Raw genomic sequence first — 15,474 nt, 5'->3', positions numbered from 1 at the left:
CCCAAATACGGAACAAAATATTGTTCCGCTTGGTATAAACTCCAGCAGGCTGTCGGTAATCATCTACCGGCAGCCTGTTTGTTTTATATCCATACTTGGTTACAAATATGCAATATCACTCATAAACATACTGGTAGACTCTGCATATTGGAACTGTTTGGGTATACTAGCGCCTTCGAGTACCAGATTCCGTCCGGCTCACCGACTTCGGACGACCATAAGGCTGTTAATTCATGAAACAACTGATCGATTTTATTCCGCTGATCATCTTCTTTGCCCTGTACAAGCTTCAGGACATCTACGCGGCAACCGGCGCACTGATAGTTGCAACGGCAATACAGGTAGTCCTGACCTGGTTCTTGTATAAGAAAGTAGAGAAAATGCAGCTGGTCACTTTTGTTATGGTTACAGTTTTTGGCGGACTGACACTCGTGCTGCACGATGATAACTTCATAAAATGGAAAGTGACGATCATCTACGCCCTGTTTGCGGGCGGACTGGCAGTCAGCCAGTACCTTGGCAAGCCACTAATTAAAGGAATGCTGAGTAACGAAATTCAATTGCCTGAACATGCCTGGAAGCGTATCAACGCTGCCTGGTTCCTGTTTTTCGTTATCTGTGCGTTAGCCAATATCTATATTGCTTTTTATCTGCCTCTTGATGTTTGGGTAAACTTTAAAGTCTTTGGCCTGTTGGGCCTGACCTTTGCGTTTACACTTGCGACCGGCGGATATATTTACCACCATATGCCCAAAGAAACCGATTCAAAGTAGTAGAAGAGTCAAAGCATGACCACTGAAAACAATGTTCCTCGCGGACAACTTTTGCTCCGCACATTAGCAATGCCTGCAGACACCAACGCCAACGGCGATATTTTTGGTGGCTGGATCATGTCACAGCTGGACCTGGCCGGTGCCATTCTGGCAAAAGAAATTTCTGGCGGACGGGTTGTTACCGTCTCCGTTGAAAGCATTACCTTCAAGGCACCGGTTGGCGTTGGTGATGTTGTTTGCTGTTACGGTGAATGCAGCCGTATCGGTAATACCTCAATGAGTATTGCCCTGGAAGTCTGGGTTAAACCGGTTTCCCACGACGAAGTCGGTGATCGCTACCGCGTCTGTGAAGCGACATTTAATTACGTTGCGATTAATAGCGAAGGCCGCCCGAGACCAATCAAAAAGTCTTGAGTGCATGCCGCAAAAAAGCCCTGACCTCTGGTTAGGGCTTTTTTTATTGGTTAAGATACGAAAACTTAATCGCTTCTAATAGGGAGATACCTGCGAATGTGGTATGTGATTTTTTCTCAAGACGTTGAAAACAGCCTGGAGCGTCGCATGAGCGTGCGTGAAAAGCACCTGGCTCGCCTGAAAGACCTTCAGGAACAAGGTCGTTTGCTGGTTGCGGGTCCAATGCCGGCTATCGACAGCGAGAACCCTGGCGAAGCAGGCTTCACCGGCTCCACGGTTATTGCTGAGTTTGATTCCCTGGATGATGCGAAAGCATGGGCTGATGCCGATCCTTATATTGAAGCCGGTGTTTATGAAAAAGTGATCGTGAAACCATTCAAGAAGGTTCTGCCATAAACAGCAGTTCACACCCTGCGACATAACGAGAACAACAATTCAATGTTTAAAAAAGTATGTGCATGCATCGCCCTGCTGACCCTGGCAGGCTGTGCATCAACTCAGGATGATGCAGCTATCGCCCTAGCGAAAAGCCGGGCTGCCGCTATCAATAACAAAGCCCCATATGACACGGTTGGCGAATACCGAATCATGAAGGCTAAAGCACGTGAAAATACTGTCGAGATCACTATCCTTTACGGTGGCGGCGGTAAAGTACCACCTTCAATTGCCGTGAAGAATGCAGCCGTCAACTACTGTGCGAGCAACGAGCTAAGCCCGCTGGTCAATGAAGGGGTGAATTACAATATCGTGGTGATGGATATGCGAGGCCGAACTATGGCTGAGCAGCCAGTTTACGCCGACTATTGTACGAATCTGGAACAAGCCCAATAGATTACTAAATCTGAACAGTAATCTCGCTGGAATTAATATATACCGCCTGACTCACAATCAGGCGGTATTTTTTTATTTGTACTAACTGTTAATTCCGGTCAAAAACCAGTACCTTCAAGCCACCTTCCGGATCAATGTCTTTGAACTCCGGCGGATTATCCAGTCGCTCTGTAAACGTCAGTTCTGGTGCTTCGGCTGCCATTCCGTCAATCAAAAACTGAGCAGAAACCGAAGGATCATTCACACATGCCATAACCTGACCTTTCTCTGTCAGCAGCTCAGGCAAGCGACGTAAAATCTTCTGGTAGTCTTTCGTTAAGGCAAAACTACCCTTCTGGAAGGATGGCGGATCAATAATGATTAAGTCATAAGGGCCAGACTTGCGCACCTTACCCCATGATTTAAACAACTCATGGCCCAAAAAGCTGACCTTCTTCAGATCATGCTTATTGAGGTGATGGTTATCACGCCCCCGGCTCAGCGCAGCTTTTGACATATCCAGGTTAACGACGTGCTCTGCCCCGCCGGCAATTGCGGCAACAGAAAAGCCACAGGTGTACGCAAACAGGTTAAGTACTCGCTTTCCTTCTGAGTGGCGCATTACCCAATCACGGCCATAGCGCATATCAAGGAACAAACCGTTATTTTGCTTGCGACCCAAATCCAGCTTGAACGTCAGGCCATTTTCGACCACGTCCTGATATTCCCGCATCTCACCCCACAGCACTTCCGTCGGCGACCCCTGACGGTCACGGTGCTGCAGCAGCAATGACACTGCGTTACTTTGCTGCCAGATTTCACTTTCAGTCAGTGTGATTAGCGTTTCGTTCAGCGCAATAAGAAATGACTCGGATGGTTCTTTAAACAGGGAAACCAGTACCTGGCCGCCAAGCCAGTCAACAGTGAGCTGTTCAAGGCCCTGCCAGCAACGACCACGACCATGAAAAAGGCGACGCACCTCAGTAGGTGGTGAAGTCAGCTCATTAAGCAAATGTTGTTCTAAGGTTGGTAGCGCACTCGTTTCCATAAATCTTCAGTGTTTAATGAAATAAAGGCGCTATTCTAATACCAACCTCTCACACCGTGCCACACAATTATTCGAGCTTAGCAGTAATACCAAACTTAATAATGGAAAATGATCAGGCGACTAATTTGGTTGTTTCATCAGGGAGGCGATGACTGGCGAGAACGACATACTCTGCGGTGATACGAACATGTCTTTGGCGTTTGGTGCGGGCTTTGAACTTGAGACGATTACGGCGGAATGTAGCCAAACCCCAAAAACGCGATTTAGTCTTTTTCTTCTTCAATCGCATCCGAAGCGACACAGAGCGGTTAAGTCGGCGCATTGTAATCCTCAGTCTAGGTAAATCCTAGACGGGCATTATATGCGAATTTTTATATTAATATAATTAAAACTGGTCATTTAAACGCCACTTAGCACAACTTATTTTATAGTTTCAGCTAATTTGCACCGACAATAACCAGTAATTTCCATTTTCAACAGTTTTCGATATTTGTCATCAAGCATTAATCGCCAGCTTCGGCCAACTTATATCCCAAGGGGCGTTCCATTGTTCCATCGCCTCTTGCACTTCAGCACTATGCCAAAACTCCCCCAACTCAGGAATACAGACAAACTGTTGCAGCTCACCCTGATAAGGGAAGCGCAGCGCATACGCATGCAGGTAACCACGATCGGCACCTTCACAGCCGTAAATATCATCTCCGGAGATCCCGGAACCGACACTTCGAAGTGCAACCCGGATCTGATGTGTTTTACCGGTATGAGGCTTACACAGGAACAAGCGCCGTCCATTTCCGGCAGCAGCCGAGAAAAACTGGGTTATCGCCGGGTTTTCTTTGCTGCTTTCCAGCTTCCAGCTACTTCGACGGGAACGAGTCATATCACCAATCACTGCTCCCTGCTTCTTCTTGGGTTTTTTAGTGCCGATTGCCAGGTAATATTTTTCAACATTACGCTGAGCAAAATTAGCCGACAGCACTGAAGCCGCTTCCCGGTTGCGCCCTAACAGCAATAAGCCCGACGTCATCTTATCGAGACGGTGGATTAGATAAAGCTTTTCATCGCCGGTTTGTTTTGCCACTTCGGCCAGCAATGGCTGCTCATTATCGTCTTTGTGAACACTCACTCCCGGATGTTTATTAATAACCAGAAAATCAGGATGTTGATAAACCAGAGTGAACATAAGCCGATACCATCTCACGAAATAAAAAACGAAGTGCGGAGTATATACTCTCAATGCCGAGAAACCACTCCCCACAACGTAAAAAGCCGCTCAGATGAGCGGCTTTCGTTCTGCTATACCGTGTTCAGCCTTATGCAAAGAAAACAAACAGCATCAGCAGCGGACAAACAACACGTACATACCAAGGCCAGATTTTCCAGAACAGTCCCTGTTCCAGCTCAGGGTAGCCTTGTTTGATTTCCTCTAGCACTTTGTCACGCTTCCATACCCAACCAACTAGCAGAGCAAACAACATACCTAAAATCGGCTGCGCGTATTCAGTCGTCAGCGAAATCACCAGGCCAAACATATCGCCGAAATTGAAGACAATGATGCCTGAGAACAGGGTGATCAAACCACCAATCCACCATACTGCAATTTTTCGGTCCTGCTGTAACTCTTCGGTCGCACAGGCAACCGGCACCTCGAGCATAGAGATAGAGGAAGTCAGTGCTGCAATCACCATCAGAACGAAGAACAGCACACCGATAAACAGGCCGGCTGCTCCCATGGTGTCGAACATCGCAGGGAGAACACTAAAGACCAGCGTATCGGAAGACAGCAATGCACCGGTATCGCTGTAAATTTCAACACCATTATGCTGCGCCACAAACATCGCAGGAAGAATCAACAGGCCGGCAATGAAAGCAACTGAGGTATCCAACATCGCCACCTGAGCAGCAGTTTTAGGCAGGTTAACGTCTTTTTTAATGTATGAACCGTAAACCATCATCGAACACACGCCCAGCGACAAAGAGAAGAAAGCCTGCCCCATTGCACTGACGACAAGTTCCGGGCTCATGTGTGAGAAATCAGGAACCAGATACATTTTCAGGCCATCAATGGCACCATCCTGAGTCAGGATATAGGCCACCATGACTACAAATAGTCCCAGTAATACCGGCATCAGACGGGTTGACCAACGCTCAATACCGTCAGCAACACCATTGCGGACAACTAAAATAGTCAGCACCATAAAAATGATCATCAGGGAAAGGTTACGACTGGCACTGAAAGACTCAAGCCACTCGGCGGCAGACACCATACCGATAGCTTCTAAAACCGGGCCGACCAGGAAACCGAACAGCCATCCGGCAACAATCGCATAAAAACTCAGGATCATTGATACTGCAATCATCCCTGCAACACCCAGTACTGCGGCAACTCCACGTTGCTGAGGCCATACAGCACGAAGCGACTTAATCGGGTTGGCGCTGCCATAACGACCAATCGTCAACTCAGCCACCAGTAATGGATATGCCAGAGCAAATACCATCAACAAATAAACAAGAAGGAAAACGGCACCACCGTTACTGGCAGCCTGAGTCGGGAATCCCCAAATATTTCCCAGGCCAACAGCGGAACCTGCCGCCGCCAAAATAAAACCTATCCTTGAGCTGAACTGCGCTCTTGATCCACTCGCCATATCAGAATCTCTTAATTAGTCGTTATGTATTGCTGTAATAATGTTGTGCTTTGCCTGGTGTAAAGTATTGTGTACATCCATTCAAATATCAATCACACCCTCTTCATTGGCAAGTAAAACAGTTTAGGAATAAAATGTGAAGCCCGCTTTTATATTTTTTGATCAATCACCAGCATTCCGCCCAATTCCAGCCAGTTTCGCTTATAAAGCAATCAATAGTTAGTTTTATTGTTTTCTGTTTGTTAACTGAAACACTTATAAGTAACTCTTTAACAAGATAACGCTGGTATTCCTTCAATTTCGATGCAAAATAATAGAAACAAAACTCTGTTGAATTAGATAACTCTCTCACATGGAACAGTTTTATCAGGTACTCGCTTGGGTAAGCGTCTTTTTCTACTGGCTGGTTATAGCCGGTGTGACAATGCGTGTCGTTTTCAAACGCCGTGTTGTCGGTGTCTCCCTTGCCTGGCTGATGATCATCTACATCATTCCGATTGGCGGTGTCTTTGCCTATTTATTGGTTGGAGAACTTAATCTAGGAAGAAAACGTGCCGAACGGGCAAAAGAGATGTTCCAGCCATTTGCCGACTGGTTTCAGCGCCTCAACGACTGCCCCGGCCACCAGCCACAACAAATGAGCCACCAGGCTCGACCTATCAGTGATTTATGTGAAAACCGGCTTGGCCTTCCGGCTCTTTGTGGCAACAGCATGTCCCTTCAGGACACTCCACATGAGATCCTGCGTTCGATTATCGAAGACATTCGTAACGCTGAAGACAGCATTCACCTGGAGTTTTATATCTGGCATCCGGGAGGACTGGCTGATGAAGTCGCTTCAGCCCTGATCATTGCCGCCAAACGGGGAGTGTCAGTTAAACTTCTGCTGGATGCTGCCGGCAGCAACCGCTTTTTTCGCTCTTACTGGCCGGGACTGATGGCTCAGGCTGGTATCGAAATTGTTGAGGCACTGGCAGTATCACCGTTGAGGATGTTCCTGCGCCGACTGGATCTGCGCCAGCACCGCAAAATTGTGGTAATAGATAATAAGATTGCTTATACCGGCTCGATGAACCTGGTTGATCCTGAACACTTTAAAACTGATGCCGGTGTCGGCCAGTGGATTGATGTGATGGTCAGGCTGACCGGCCCTTGTGTCTCGGTGCTTAACTGTATTCAGGCCTGGGACTGGGAAGTGGAAACCGGTAAACGCTTCCTGCCGGAACTGCCGACAGAAGAAGTCAGCACAGCAACAGAAAAACATGAAATCATTCAGGTAATTCCGTCTGGTCCGGGCATGCCCGATGAACTTATCCATCAAGTATTGCTGCTGAGTATCTACCAGGCCAAAGAGAGTGTGGTGATCACCACCCCGTATTTTGTCCCGAGTGAGAACCTGCTCCATGCCCTTGAAAGTGCAGCCGAGCGCGGGGTCCGTGTCGACATAGTCATTCCAGACAAAAATGATTCGGTGATGGTTGAATGGGCCAGCCGTTCCTTCTTTACTGAATTACTAAGTGCCGGAGTTAAAATCCACCGCTTCCATGGGGGGTTACTGCACACCAAGTCAGTGGTTATTGATAACAACCATTGCCTGATTGGTACCGTGAACCTTGATATGCGTAGCCTGTGGTTGAACTTCGAAGTCACCCTGGCGGTCGATAACCCTGAATTTACCCAGCAACTAAGCTGGCTACAGCAGGAATATATCGCTAACTCTACCCATATTTCTTTGAGTGAGTGGGAAAAACGCCCGGTCTACAAAAAGCTCGGCGAACAATTCTTCTATATGTTCAGCCCACTTTTGTAACTCATTCAATCGCTTTAACTCTGCAATCCATTAGTTTGCTGTCAGGTATCAGCAGGAACCTATAAAAAGACAGGCATTTGCCTGTCTTTTTTATCTTTATCCGCCACCTCAACCAAGGCTTAAAGTCGCTTTTTCAGCAAATCCAGCACCAGGCGGTTATCAGCATCACGGATAGTCGGAAGCTGGAAACGCGCCTCACGGGTATCAGACAGTTTCACAACCGCTGAAATCAGCGCCTCTTCTGCACCAGCTTCGGCCAAGCAGTTGCCGAACGCATCCATAATACGAGAACCGCCCCAGAATCGGCTGTTACCCTCAAGCGCACAGCTGTTTGCCATCAGCAACGGCACACCATAAGTCATTGAGATGAAATCTGTATTAGTCTTCCAGCCTTGCGGGTTAGAAAATTCATCTGAAACGATATCTGCAGCAGAGTTTACCGGAGCCAGCATCAGCGCAGGTTTGTCCAGCATTGCCAGGTGCGGTAGTGCCGGATTCCACAAGTCAGCACAAATCAAGGTGTGCGTCGGCCAGCCGGAAAACGGCTCGCATAATTCCAGGCCCTGACCTTTGCTATACCACTTGGCTTCTTCCAGACCACCATAATTTGGCAGGTTTAGTTTGCGGTGCAAGTGAATAAGCTGACCGTTTTTCACCATGCCCTGAGCATTGTAAAACTCACCGGCACTGGCTTCCTCAACAAAGCCAAAGCTGACTGCCATATCACCGGCCGCAGCTGCCAATTCATCCAGTACATCCGCAGATAGAGGCATCGCCACATCCAGCGTTTTCTCACGCAAGCTATAACCTGTCATTGACAGCTCAGGGAACAGCAGCAGCTCAATCCCTTCTTTTCTTGCTGCTTCAATATATTGCAGGTGCTTTTCAAGGTTCGCCGCAACATCACCCAATACAGGTGCGATCTGGGCAATACCGACTTTCAGTTCATTTTTCATTGTCATGTTTCACCAAGTGTTCAGCAAGGTAATAAAAAGGCCAGCACTCTGGGTCTACACTCAGGGAGCCGGCCTTTCCTCGCTTTCTTACTGCTACAGCAAGTTATTCTGTTGTAGGAAGTCGTGAGCAACGCGCTCGATTGAAATGCCGTCAACATCCACCTGAGCATTCAGGGAAGCCATTACGTCATCGTTCATCAGTGCCGCCAGCGCATTCAGCTGATCAGCTAGTAGCGGATTCGCATCCAACGAGTCCTGTCTCACAACCGGAGTCAGTGCATAGTTAGGGAAATGCTGACGATCGTCTTTCAGTACATAAAAGTTAAATGCCTTAACACGACCATCGGTTGCAAACACCATTGAAATATCTACAACTTCCTGTGAAAGCGCCTGGTAAACCAGACCTGAGTTCATTTTTTTCAGGTTGCGGCGCGGCAACTCAAACTCATAAGCCGCCAGCAAAGATTTAAGACCATCAGCACGGGCAGAAAACTCAATGTTACTGGCCAGCAGCGCATCTTTACCGTCTTCAGATTTCAGCCAGGCCATCATGTCACTGATGGTTTCCAGCCCTTTCTCTTTGGCAAAGTCTTTACGCATTGCTAGTGCATAAGTGTTATTTGCCTTAGAAGGGTTAAGCCAAATCAGGCCTTTCTTTGCATCCAGAGACTTAACACGATTGTAAGTCTCTTCCGGGCTCAGTTTATCAGTCACCTTGTTATAGGTGATAAGGCCGGTGCCGGTATATTCCCAGTACAGGTCAATCTGACCGTTTTCCTGTGCTGTTCGCAGAACGGTCGACCCCATACCGTCACGCTGGTCTACTTCGTAGCCCTTCGCCTGCAGGTACTGAGCAGTCATTGATGACATGATCAGCTGCTCGGTAAAGCCTTTACCGCCAACAACCAATTTGTTTGCAGCTACTGCTGTCTGGGACATAGCCAATACCACAACCGCAGCCATCATTCGTGAAATAAACGTCATATCTCAGATTCCTCAGTTACGGTTCGGGTTAACGCCTTTGCTGACAATTACAAACGTCAGCATACCCAGCAGGATATCGGCGATCAGCGCCAGAACAGCCGTCGGGATCGCACCCGCCAACATCATAGGCGTATCGTACAAATCAATACCAGCAAAAATCAGCTCACCCAAGCCGGTACCACCGATTTGGAATGCCAGCGGCACTGTGCCGATATTGATCGCAATTGCAGTACGAATACCCGCCATAATCACATAAAGCGCATTCGGCAGTTCTACTTTAACCAACTGCTGCCATGGCGTAAGACCGATACCGGTTGCCGCTTCTTTCAGGTGCGCAGGCACAGCAATCAGACCGGTATAGGTGTTGCGCAAAATAGGCAGAACCGATGCAATCGCCAGCGCGAAAATCGCCGGCTTATCACCAATACCCAGGAAGCTCATCGCCAGAGCCAGTACCGCCAGTGTCGGTACAGTGGTACCAATGTTGAAGATTTGCATAAAGAAATCTGCATAACGTCGGCAATACGGGCGGCTCAGAATCACACCCAGCGGCACACCAATCAACACGGCAATCGCGCCGGAGATCAGGGTCAGCTTCATATGATGACCAGACAGGTACAGGATCTCATCCCAGTAAAAAATAAACTGGTCTACAAAGCCTGATGACTGCGCCCAGATCCCCACCATAAATACGACGAAGAACATCAGCGCATTGAAGTAAGGACTCAGATTAATCGACTTCATCGCTTACCCCTTGGTACGGAAACTGGCTCCCAGGTGGTGAGTAATACCACGCTGTGAAATTTCACCGCACAGGCGGCCCTGCTCATCAACCACGGCCAGCCAACTGATGTCGTGTGCAAACATCTTTGATACTACCGCACGCAGATCCTGCTCTTGCTTCATCAGGATTGGCAGACCGTCAAAGTGCTCACCACACAAACCACGTTCACTTGATGCAACACTCTTGTTGATCACACCGACAGGCTGCTGCTGTTTGTTAACCATCACGATCATGCCGTGACCGTAATCGGCCATCAGCTTCTTAGCTACGTCCAGATTATCATCCGGCGTTACAGTCGGAACATTGCGCTCCATTACCTCGCCCGCCGTCGACAGCTGAAGACGCTTAAGAGTACGGTCGGTACCGACAAAGTCAGCCACAAAATCAGTTGCCGGATGAGCCAGAAGCTGGTCCGGGCTTGCGTACTGTTCAAGCTGACCATCGCGGAAAATTGCAACTTTGTTTGCCATTTTCACTGCTTCATCAATGTCGTGAGAAACGAACATGATGGTCTTTTGCAGCTCTTTATTCATCTTCAGGAATTCTTCCTGAATCACTTCGCGGTTGATTGGGTCGATAGCACCAAACGGTTCATCCATCAGCAGAACCGGTGCATCTGCCGCCAGGGCACGAACCACACCAACACGCTGCTGCTGACCACCGGACAGTTCATTCGGGTAACGCTTCATAAACGCATTCGGATCCAGTGCTACCATGTCCAGCAGATCTTTGGCGCGGTTAGTACAGCGCTTCGGATCCCAGCCCATCAGTTTAGGGATCAGGGCAATGTTCTCTTCGATGGTCATATTCGGGAACAGACCGATCTGCTGGATAACATACCCGATGTTACGGCGCAGGGTTACGGTATCAATGTCAGTCGTATCTTCACCGTTAATGAAGACTTTACCGGATGTTGGCGTAACAAGGCGGTTAATCATCTTCAGTGTTGTTGTCTTACCACAACCGGAAGGACCCAGCAGAACACAGATCTCGCCAGTCGGAACTTCCATATTGATATGGTCGGCAGCCGTCACCACGCCCTGTGGGGTTTCGAAAATTTTTGTCAGGTTCTCAAGTTTGATCATGAAAACACCCTCTTAATTCTTAAATCTTTAGCCGTGAACGACGACGCCTTTCGGCGTGAATTTCTTCTGCACCATAGCCAGAATGGTGTCGGCAAAAATGGCCAGCAAACTCACAGCCACCGCCCCAACAATCAGCTGGCGCGGATCAGACTGGCTGATACCACGGGCAATAAAGGTTCCCAAACCACCGGCACCGATATAGGTCGCAATCGCCATTACACCGATGTTCATCACAACGGCAGTACGAACACCAGCCATGATGACCGGAATCGCCAGTGGAATTTCAACCAAGCGCAATCGCTGGATATTGGTAAGACCGATACCACGAGCAGCTTCTCGTAGTGCAGGATCTACATTGTTAATGGCGGTATAGGTGTTTCGGATAATAGGCAGCTGCGAATACAACAACACAGCAATTACCGCCGGCAAATAGCCGATACCCTGACCGATCATCGACAGTACAGGGATCATGATCCCGAACAGAGCAATCGACGGAATCGTAATAATAATGGACGCAACATACAGCACGATGTTCGCTGCACGCTGATTCTGGGTAATAGCAATCCCTACCGGTACACCCGTCAAAATCGCAAGGCCAACAGCAAGGCTGACCAGTGACAGGTGTTCAACAGTACGAGACGCAATGATTTCCCAGTTGTCCAGAATGAAATTGAAAATTTCCAATTTGCACCTCTGGATTAAAAAGGTTAAACACAGATTGTTTTCAGAATGCGCATCCAAGCGCTTGGATATAACCGACTGGTTATGTAGGCAGGGTTACCCCCTGACTGACATGGCTTAAAGCCATAAGCGTCATTCCACCAGCACGCTCGCTGGCGAGTGACAAAATGAGTTGGTGATTCTATTGAGTTGCTATGATGAGCTCAAGGAATTTCCGACTTTATTTTGAACTTTGTCATTAATGACGAATAAAAAACCAACAAAACGTACAAAAAAAAGGATCGCATCGACGAAAAACAGCAAAAAACGTCAAAAAAATGTCGATAGTGATCACACTATATCCTTACGCAGGTTTCTTGTTTGCTGACTAGAATGTACAAAAAACCATGTAACAAATGATTTACCTCGCCAATGGAGTGGCGACTTATCATCACTGCCGCGAAGGCGATGTAAGATTTAAAGATAACCCAAATGAGGTTTCAGGATGTCCATCAGGTTGTCATTTTTTACTCTGCAGCTACTTATACTTTCCCTGGTTATTGCGCTGTCATCACCAGCGTTCGCTTATGAAACTAAACTGACCATAGCAGGTCACAATACATCCGGTGAATACATCACTGTCACCCTGACCAGAGAACAAATAGAACACCTTCCACAAAGTACACTTATAACCCACCTGCCGTGGATTCAGGGCAAAGCTGAATTCAAAGGCGTGAAGCTTACCACCCTGCTGCAAAACTACCAGTTGGAGCCAACTCAAATAAAAATGAGTGCACTCAACGACTACTCAGCCGAAGTCAGCAGAGAACATATTGAAAAATATCAGCCCATCGTTGCTATAAAAAAGGACGATCAGTACCTACGTATTCGGGATTACGGTCCTTATTGGCTGGTCTTCTCCATTGACCAGTATCCGGAATTAGGACAAACCAAAAATCTGGCAAAAATGGTCTGGCAACTTGAACACATTACAGCGAACTAGCCTATGGCAAGAAGTAAGCTACTTACCACACAGCAAAAGTGGGTCAAACGAGGGTTATACATCATAATCTCTGTTTTACTGTGCAGCACAGTATTCGCGGTAACCCAGCTGAAAAATAATTCAGAGATCGTTTCCAAGAGTCAGAACGAAGCTATCTGGTTTGTACTGCAGTTAACGAAAGAATATTCAGAGTTTATCTTTCAGCTACAGAACTACCAGTTTGGCAATAGCGATCATAATGACATGATGATCCAGTATGAGATCTTATGGAGCCGCTTTAACACCATTATTAATAACAAGCAGGTGATGCACTTTGACCAGTTCAAAGGAGCTTATAATGTCGTGAACGAACACTTCACGAATATCAAACAGCTCGAACCGGCATTACTTGAACTACCTAATACGCAGAATGTCCAGCCGCTCCTGGATACCTTCCGGGATGATTATGAAAACCTGATTATCTTTCTTAACCATAAATTCCGGTTATCCAGCGGTGATCTGGGCGATCGCATCCATGCTATCTCTGAAATAGAGAAAATCATCCACTATTTATTACTGACTATGTTGCTGATAGGCGTGCTGACCGCTTTCTTGATTCTTCGTGAATCCCACACCCATCACAAGCTGGCAATGAATGATTCGCTAACGGGGATCCGCAACCGACTATGGCTGAACCACAAACTCAAAGACCTTGAGCAACTTAACTATCCATTTAATTTTTACCTGATCGATTTGGATGGCTTTAAAACCATTAATGACACCCTGGGTCATCATGCCGGTGACGAATTGCTGATCGAATTAGGGCGCCGACTCTCTGAGCTTGATTGCGACAGTTATTATGCCGCACGTATGGGTGGTGATGAGTTTGCAATCATTGAGCTCCGCTCACCATCTGGTAAGCCATTACCAGGCAATAATCTGGGTCTAAAGCTGATTGAAGTACTTCGCCGTCCGGCACGAATCGGCGGTAAAAACCTGATTATTTCAGCCAGTATCGGTGTCAGCCATTTTCCCGGCAGGGCGAAAACTATTTCAGAAGTGTTCAGACAGGCCGATTTTGCGATGTACGAAGTGAAGCAAAAAGGTAAAGATGGCCTGAACCACTATCAACCGAATGAAGCCACCTGTTCAGGCGAAGAAGAAGTCATTTCCTGATAAGAGCGTCTTAATACAGAAGCTAAAGCAAGAAGGCAAAAAACAAGCATAAAAAAAGCGGCCAAACGGCCGCTTTTCTGCTTATTCAATCAACGAAGAATTACAGTGCTGCAGTGAAGATTGCAGAAATTTCTTCGTGAGTTGCTTGTTTAGGGTTTGTAAGACCACAAGCATCTTTCAGTGCGTTGTCAGCAAGAATAGAGATATCTTCTGCTTTTGCACCCAGCTCAGTCAGACCTGCAGGGATACCTACATCTTTAGATAGCTGCTGGATTGCTTCAAGAGCTGCATCTGCACCTTGCTCTGCAGTCATGCCTTCAACGTTAACACCCATCGCTTTAGCAACATCACTTAGACGCTCTGGACAAATCTGAGCATTGTAGCGCTGAACGTGTGGCAGAAGAACTGCGTTACATACACCGTGTGGCAGGTTGTAGAAACCACCCAGCTGGTGTGCCATTGCGTGAACGTAGCCCAGAGATGCGTTGTTGAACGCCATACCCGCCATGAACTGTGCGTAAGCCATTTGCTCACGAGCTTCCAGGTTCTGGCCTTCGTTTACTGCAGTACGCAGGTGCGCCTGAATCAGTTCGATCGCTTTGATAGCTACTGCGTCAGTGATAGGAGTCGCCGCAGTTGAAACGTAAGCTTCGATTGCGTGAGTTAGTGCATCCATACCAGTTGCAGCAGTCAGAGATGCTGGCTTAGCAAGCATCAGCTCAGGATCGTTAACAGACATCAGCGGAGTTGTGTTCTTGTCAACGATAGCCATCTTAATGTGACGCTCTTCATCAGTGATGATGCAGAAACGAGTCATTTCAGATGCAGTACCCGCAGTTGTGTTGATTGCAAACAGTGGCATCTGAGGCTTAGCTGAACGGTCAACACCTTCGTAGTCAGCAATTTCACCGCCATTTGCAGCTACCAGAGCGATACCTTTTGCACAGTCGTGTGGAGAACCGCCACCTAGAGAAATAACGAAGTCACACTCGTTCTCTTTTAGCAGTGCAAGACCTGCTTCAACGTTACCAATTGTAGGGTTTGGTTGTGTACCGTCAAAAACAACAGATTCAACTTCACGCTCAGCAAGAAGGTCTGCAACCTGCTTAACTACACCAATTTGATTTAGCACTTTATCAGTAACAATCAGCGCTTTTTTGAAGCCCTGTTCTTTTACTGCATTCGCTGCATCAGTAAGACAGCCAGCGCCCATCAGGTTTACTGTAGGGATAAAAAATGCACTACTCACAATAATTCTCCTTAATATTCAAATACTAATTACTTTAGCTGATTAATTAACCATTCCATTTCAACTCAAACAGCTACCTGTAATGAGTATCTTGT

At 47.3% G+C, this 15,474-nt stretch carries 16 protein-coding genes; 7 read left to right on the top strand and 9 right to left on the bottom strand.

The features are described 5' to 3' along the window. Positions 1-233 precede the first annotated feature (233 nt). The 4 genes from C942_RS02195 (at position 234) to C942_RS02180 (ending at position 2,018) form a co-directional block, all read left to right on the top strand. Positions 234-773, top strand: coding sequence for a septation protein A (locus C942_RS02195; protein ID WP_007461936.1), 540 nt, complete (start codon positions 234-236; stop codon positions 771-773). 15 nt (positions 774-788) lie between these two features. Next, positions 789-1,187: an acyl-CoA thioester hydrolase YciA gene (gene yciA, locus C942_RS02190; protein ID WP_007461934.1), complete on the top strand. Its 399-nt coding sequence runs from the start codon at positions 789-791 to the stop codon at positions 1,185-1,187. 96 nt (positions 1,188-1,283) lie between these two features. Continuing rightward, positions 1,284-1,583: a YciI family protein gene (locus C942_RS02185; RefSeq protein WP_007461933.1), complete on the top strand. Its 300-nt coding sequence runs from the start codon at positions 1,284-1,286 to the stop codon at positions 1,581-1,583. Between the two features lie 42 nt (positions 1,584-1,625). Continuing rightward, positions 1,626-2,018 carry a GspS/AspS pilotin family protein gene (locus tag C942_RS02180; RefSeq protein ID WP_007461932.1) on the top strand — a complete coding sequence of 131 codons (393 nt, stop codon included), beginning with the start codon at positions 1,626-1,628 and terminating at the stop codon, positions 2,016-2,018. An 88-nt stretch (positions 2,019-2,106) separates the two neighbouring features. On the opposite strand, the gene C942_RS02175 is transcribed toward C942_RS02180, so the two are convergent. From C942_RS02175 to C942_RS02165, 3 genes are all read right to left on the bottom strand, one after another. After that, entirely contained in the window at positions 2,107-3,045 is a 939-nt protein-coding gene (locus C942_RS02175) for a class I SAM-dependent methyltransferase (protein WP_007461931.1), read from the bottom strand. 496 nt (positions 3,046-3,541) lie between these two features. After that, on the bottom strand, positions 3,542-4,228 hold the full coding sequence (locus C942_RS02170) for a TIGR01621 family pseudouridine synthase (protein ID WP_007461929.1): 687 nt from the start codon (positions 4,226-4,228) through the stop codon (positions 3,542-3,544). Positions 4,229-4,358: 130 nt separating this feature from the next. Continuing rightward, a complete protein-coding gene (locus C942_RS02165; protein WP_051035691.1) occupies positions 4,359-5,693 on the bottom strand; it encodes a sodium-dependent transporter in 1,335 nt (444 codons plus the stop codon). A gap of 352 nt (positions 5,694-6,045) precedes the next feature. Here C942_RS02165 and cls point away from each other — a divergent pair, with 352 nt between their 5' ends. Next, positions 6,046-7,503 carry a cardiolipin synthase gene (cls, locus tag C942_RS02160; RefSeq protein ID WP_007461925.1) on the top strand — a complete coding sequence of 486 codons (1,458 nt, stop codon included), beginning with the start codon at positions 6,046-6,048 and terminating at the stop codon, positions 7,501-7,503. Between the two features lie 119 nt (positions 7,504-7,622). Here the strand turns inward: cls and C942_RS02155 are convergent, their stop codons facing one another. The 5 genes from C942_RS02155 to C942_RS02135 form a co-directional block, all read right to left on the bottom strand. After that, positions 7,623-8,465, bottom strand: coding sequence for a nitrilase-related carbon-nitrogen hydrolase (locus tag C942_RS02155; RefSeq protein WP_007461923.1), 843 nt, complete (start codon positions 8,463-8,465; stop codon positions 7,623-7,625). An 87-nt stretch (positions 8,466-8,552) separates the two neighbouring features. Further along, a complete protein-coding gene (locus tag C942_RS02150; protein WP_007461922.1) occupies positions 8,553-9,443 on the bottom strand; it encodes a glycine betaine ABC transporter substrate-binding protein in 891 nt (296 codons plus the stop codon). Positions 9,444-9,455: 12 nt separating this feature from the next. Then, positions 9,456-10,187 (bottom strand): ABC transporter permease, encoded by a 732-nt coding sequence (locus C942_RS02145; protein WP_007461921.1) that lies wholly within the window; start codon positions 10,185-10,187, stop codon positions 9,456-9,458. A 3-nt stretch (positions 10,188-10,190) separates the two neighbouring features. Continuing rightward, the gene (locus C942_RS02140; RefSeq protein ID WP_007461920.1) at positions 10,191-11,312 is read right to left on the bottom strand and encodes an ABC transporter ATP-binding protein; all 1,122 of its coding nucleotides are present in this window, start codon (positions 11,310-11,312) and stop codon (positions 10,191-10,193) included. Positions 11,313-11,339: 27 nt separating this feature from the next. Continuing rightward, positions 11,340-11,996 (bottom strand): ABC transporter permease, encoded by a 657-nt coding sequence (locus tag C942_RS02135; protein WP_007461919.1) that lies wholly within the window; start codon positions 11,994-11,996, stop codon positions 11,340-11,342. 481 nt (positions 11,997-12,477) lie between these two features. On the opposite strand from C942_RS02135, the gene C942_RS02130 reads away from it, so the two are divergent. After that, positions 12,478-12,975, top strand: a complete 498-nt coding sequence (locus C942_RS02130; protein ID WP_007461918.1) for a hypothetical protein — start codon at positions 12,478-12,480, stop codon at positions 12,973-12,975. A 3-nt stretch (positions 12,976-12,978) separates the two neighbouring features. After that, on the top strand, positions 12,979-14,130 hold the full coding sequence (locus C942_RS25585; protein WP_007461916.1) for a diguanylate cyclase domain-containing protein: 1,152 nt from the start codon (positions 12,979-12,981) through the stop codon (positions 14,128-14,130). 100 nt (positions 14,131-14,230) lie between these two features. Here the strand turns inward: C942_RS25585 and yiaY are convergent, their stop codons facing one another. After that, positions 14,231-15,379 carry an L-threonine dehydrogenase gene (gene yiaY / locus C942_RS02120; protein ID WP_007461911.1) on the bottom strand — a complete coding sequence of 383 codons (1,149 nt, stop codon included), beginning with the start codon at positions 15,377-15,379 and terminating at the stop codon, positions 14,231-14,233. Positions 15,380-15,474 lie beyond the last annotated feature (95 nt).

The sequence above is a fragment of the Photobacterium marinum genome (genome assembly GCF_000331515.1).
GTDB lineage: Bacteria > Pseudomonadota > Gammaproteobacteria > Enterobacterales > Vibrionaceae > Photobacterium > Photobacterium marinum.
Note: the sequence above shows the minus strand (reverse complement) of the source record. Positions and strands in the feature narration are given on the sequence as shown.

What these genes read in the sequence shown, in the direction of transcription:
- C942_RS02165 (WP_051035691.1), bottom strand. Translation starts at nt 5,693, where the DNA reads ATGGCGAGTGGATCAAGAGCGCAGTTCAGCTCAAGGATAGGTTTTATT.
- cls (WP_007461925.1), top strand. Translation starts at nt 6,046, where the DNA reads ATGGAACAGTTTTATCAGGTACTCGCTTGGGTAAGCGTCTTTTTCTAC.
- C942_RS02195 (WP_007461936.1), top strand. Translation starts at nt 234, where the DNA reads ATGAAACAACTGATCGATTTTATTCCGCTGATCATCTTCTTTGCCCTG.
- C942_RS02145 (WP_007461921.1), bottom strand. Translation starts at nt 10,187, where the DNA reads ATGAAGTCGATTAATCTGAGTCCTTACTTCAATGCGCTGATGTTCTTC.
- C942_RS02130 (WP_007461918.1), top strand. Translation starts at nt 12,478, where the DNA reads ATGTCCATCAGGTTGTCATTTTTTACTCTGCAGCTACTTATACTTTCC.
- C942_RS02175 (WP_007461931.1), bottom strand. Translation starts at nt 3,045, where the DNA reads ATGGAAACGAGTGCGCTACCAACCTTAGAACAACATTTGCTTAATGAG.
- C942_RS02155 (WP_007461923.1), bottom strand. Translation starts at nt 8,465, where the DNA reads ATGACAATGAAAAATGAACTGAAAGTCGGTATTGCCCAGATCGCACCT.
- yciA (WP_007461934.1), top strand. Translation starts at nt 789, where the DNA reads ATGACCACTGAAAACAATGTTCCTCGCGGACAACTTTTGCTCCGCACA.
- C942_RS02150 (WP_007461922.1), bottom strand. Translation starts at nt 9,443, where the DNA reads ATGACGTTTATTTCACGAATGATGGCTGCGGTTGTGGTATTGGCTATG.
- C942_RS02180 (WP_007461932.1), top strand. Translation starts at nt 1,626, where the DNA reads ATGTTTAAAAAAGTATGTGCATGCATCGCCCTGCTGACCCTGGCAGGC.
- C942_RS02170 (WP_007461929.1), bottom strand. Translation starts at nt 4,228, where the DNA reads ATGTTCACTCTGGTTTATCAACATCCTGATTTTCTGGTTATTAATAAA.
- C942_RS25585 (WP_007461916.1), top strand. Translation starts at nt 12,979, where the DNA reads ATGGCAAGAAGTAAGCTACTTACCACACAGCAAAAGTGGGTCAAACGA.
- C942_RS02140 (WP_007461920.1), bottom strand. Translation starts at nt 11,312, where the DNA reads ATGATCAAACTTGAGAACCTGACAAAAATTTTCGAAACCCCACAGGGC.
- C942_RS02185 (WP_007461933.1), top strand. Translation starts at nt 1,284, where the DNA reads ATGTGGTATGTGATTTTTTCTCAAGACGTTGAAAACAGCCTGGAGCGT.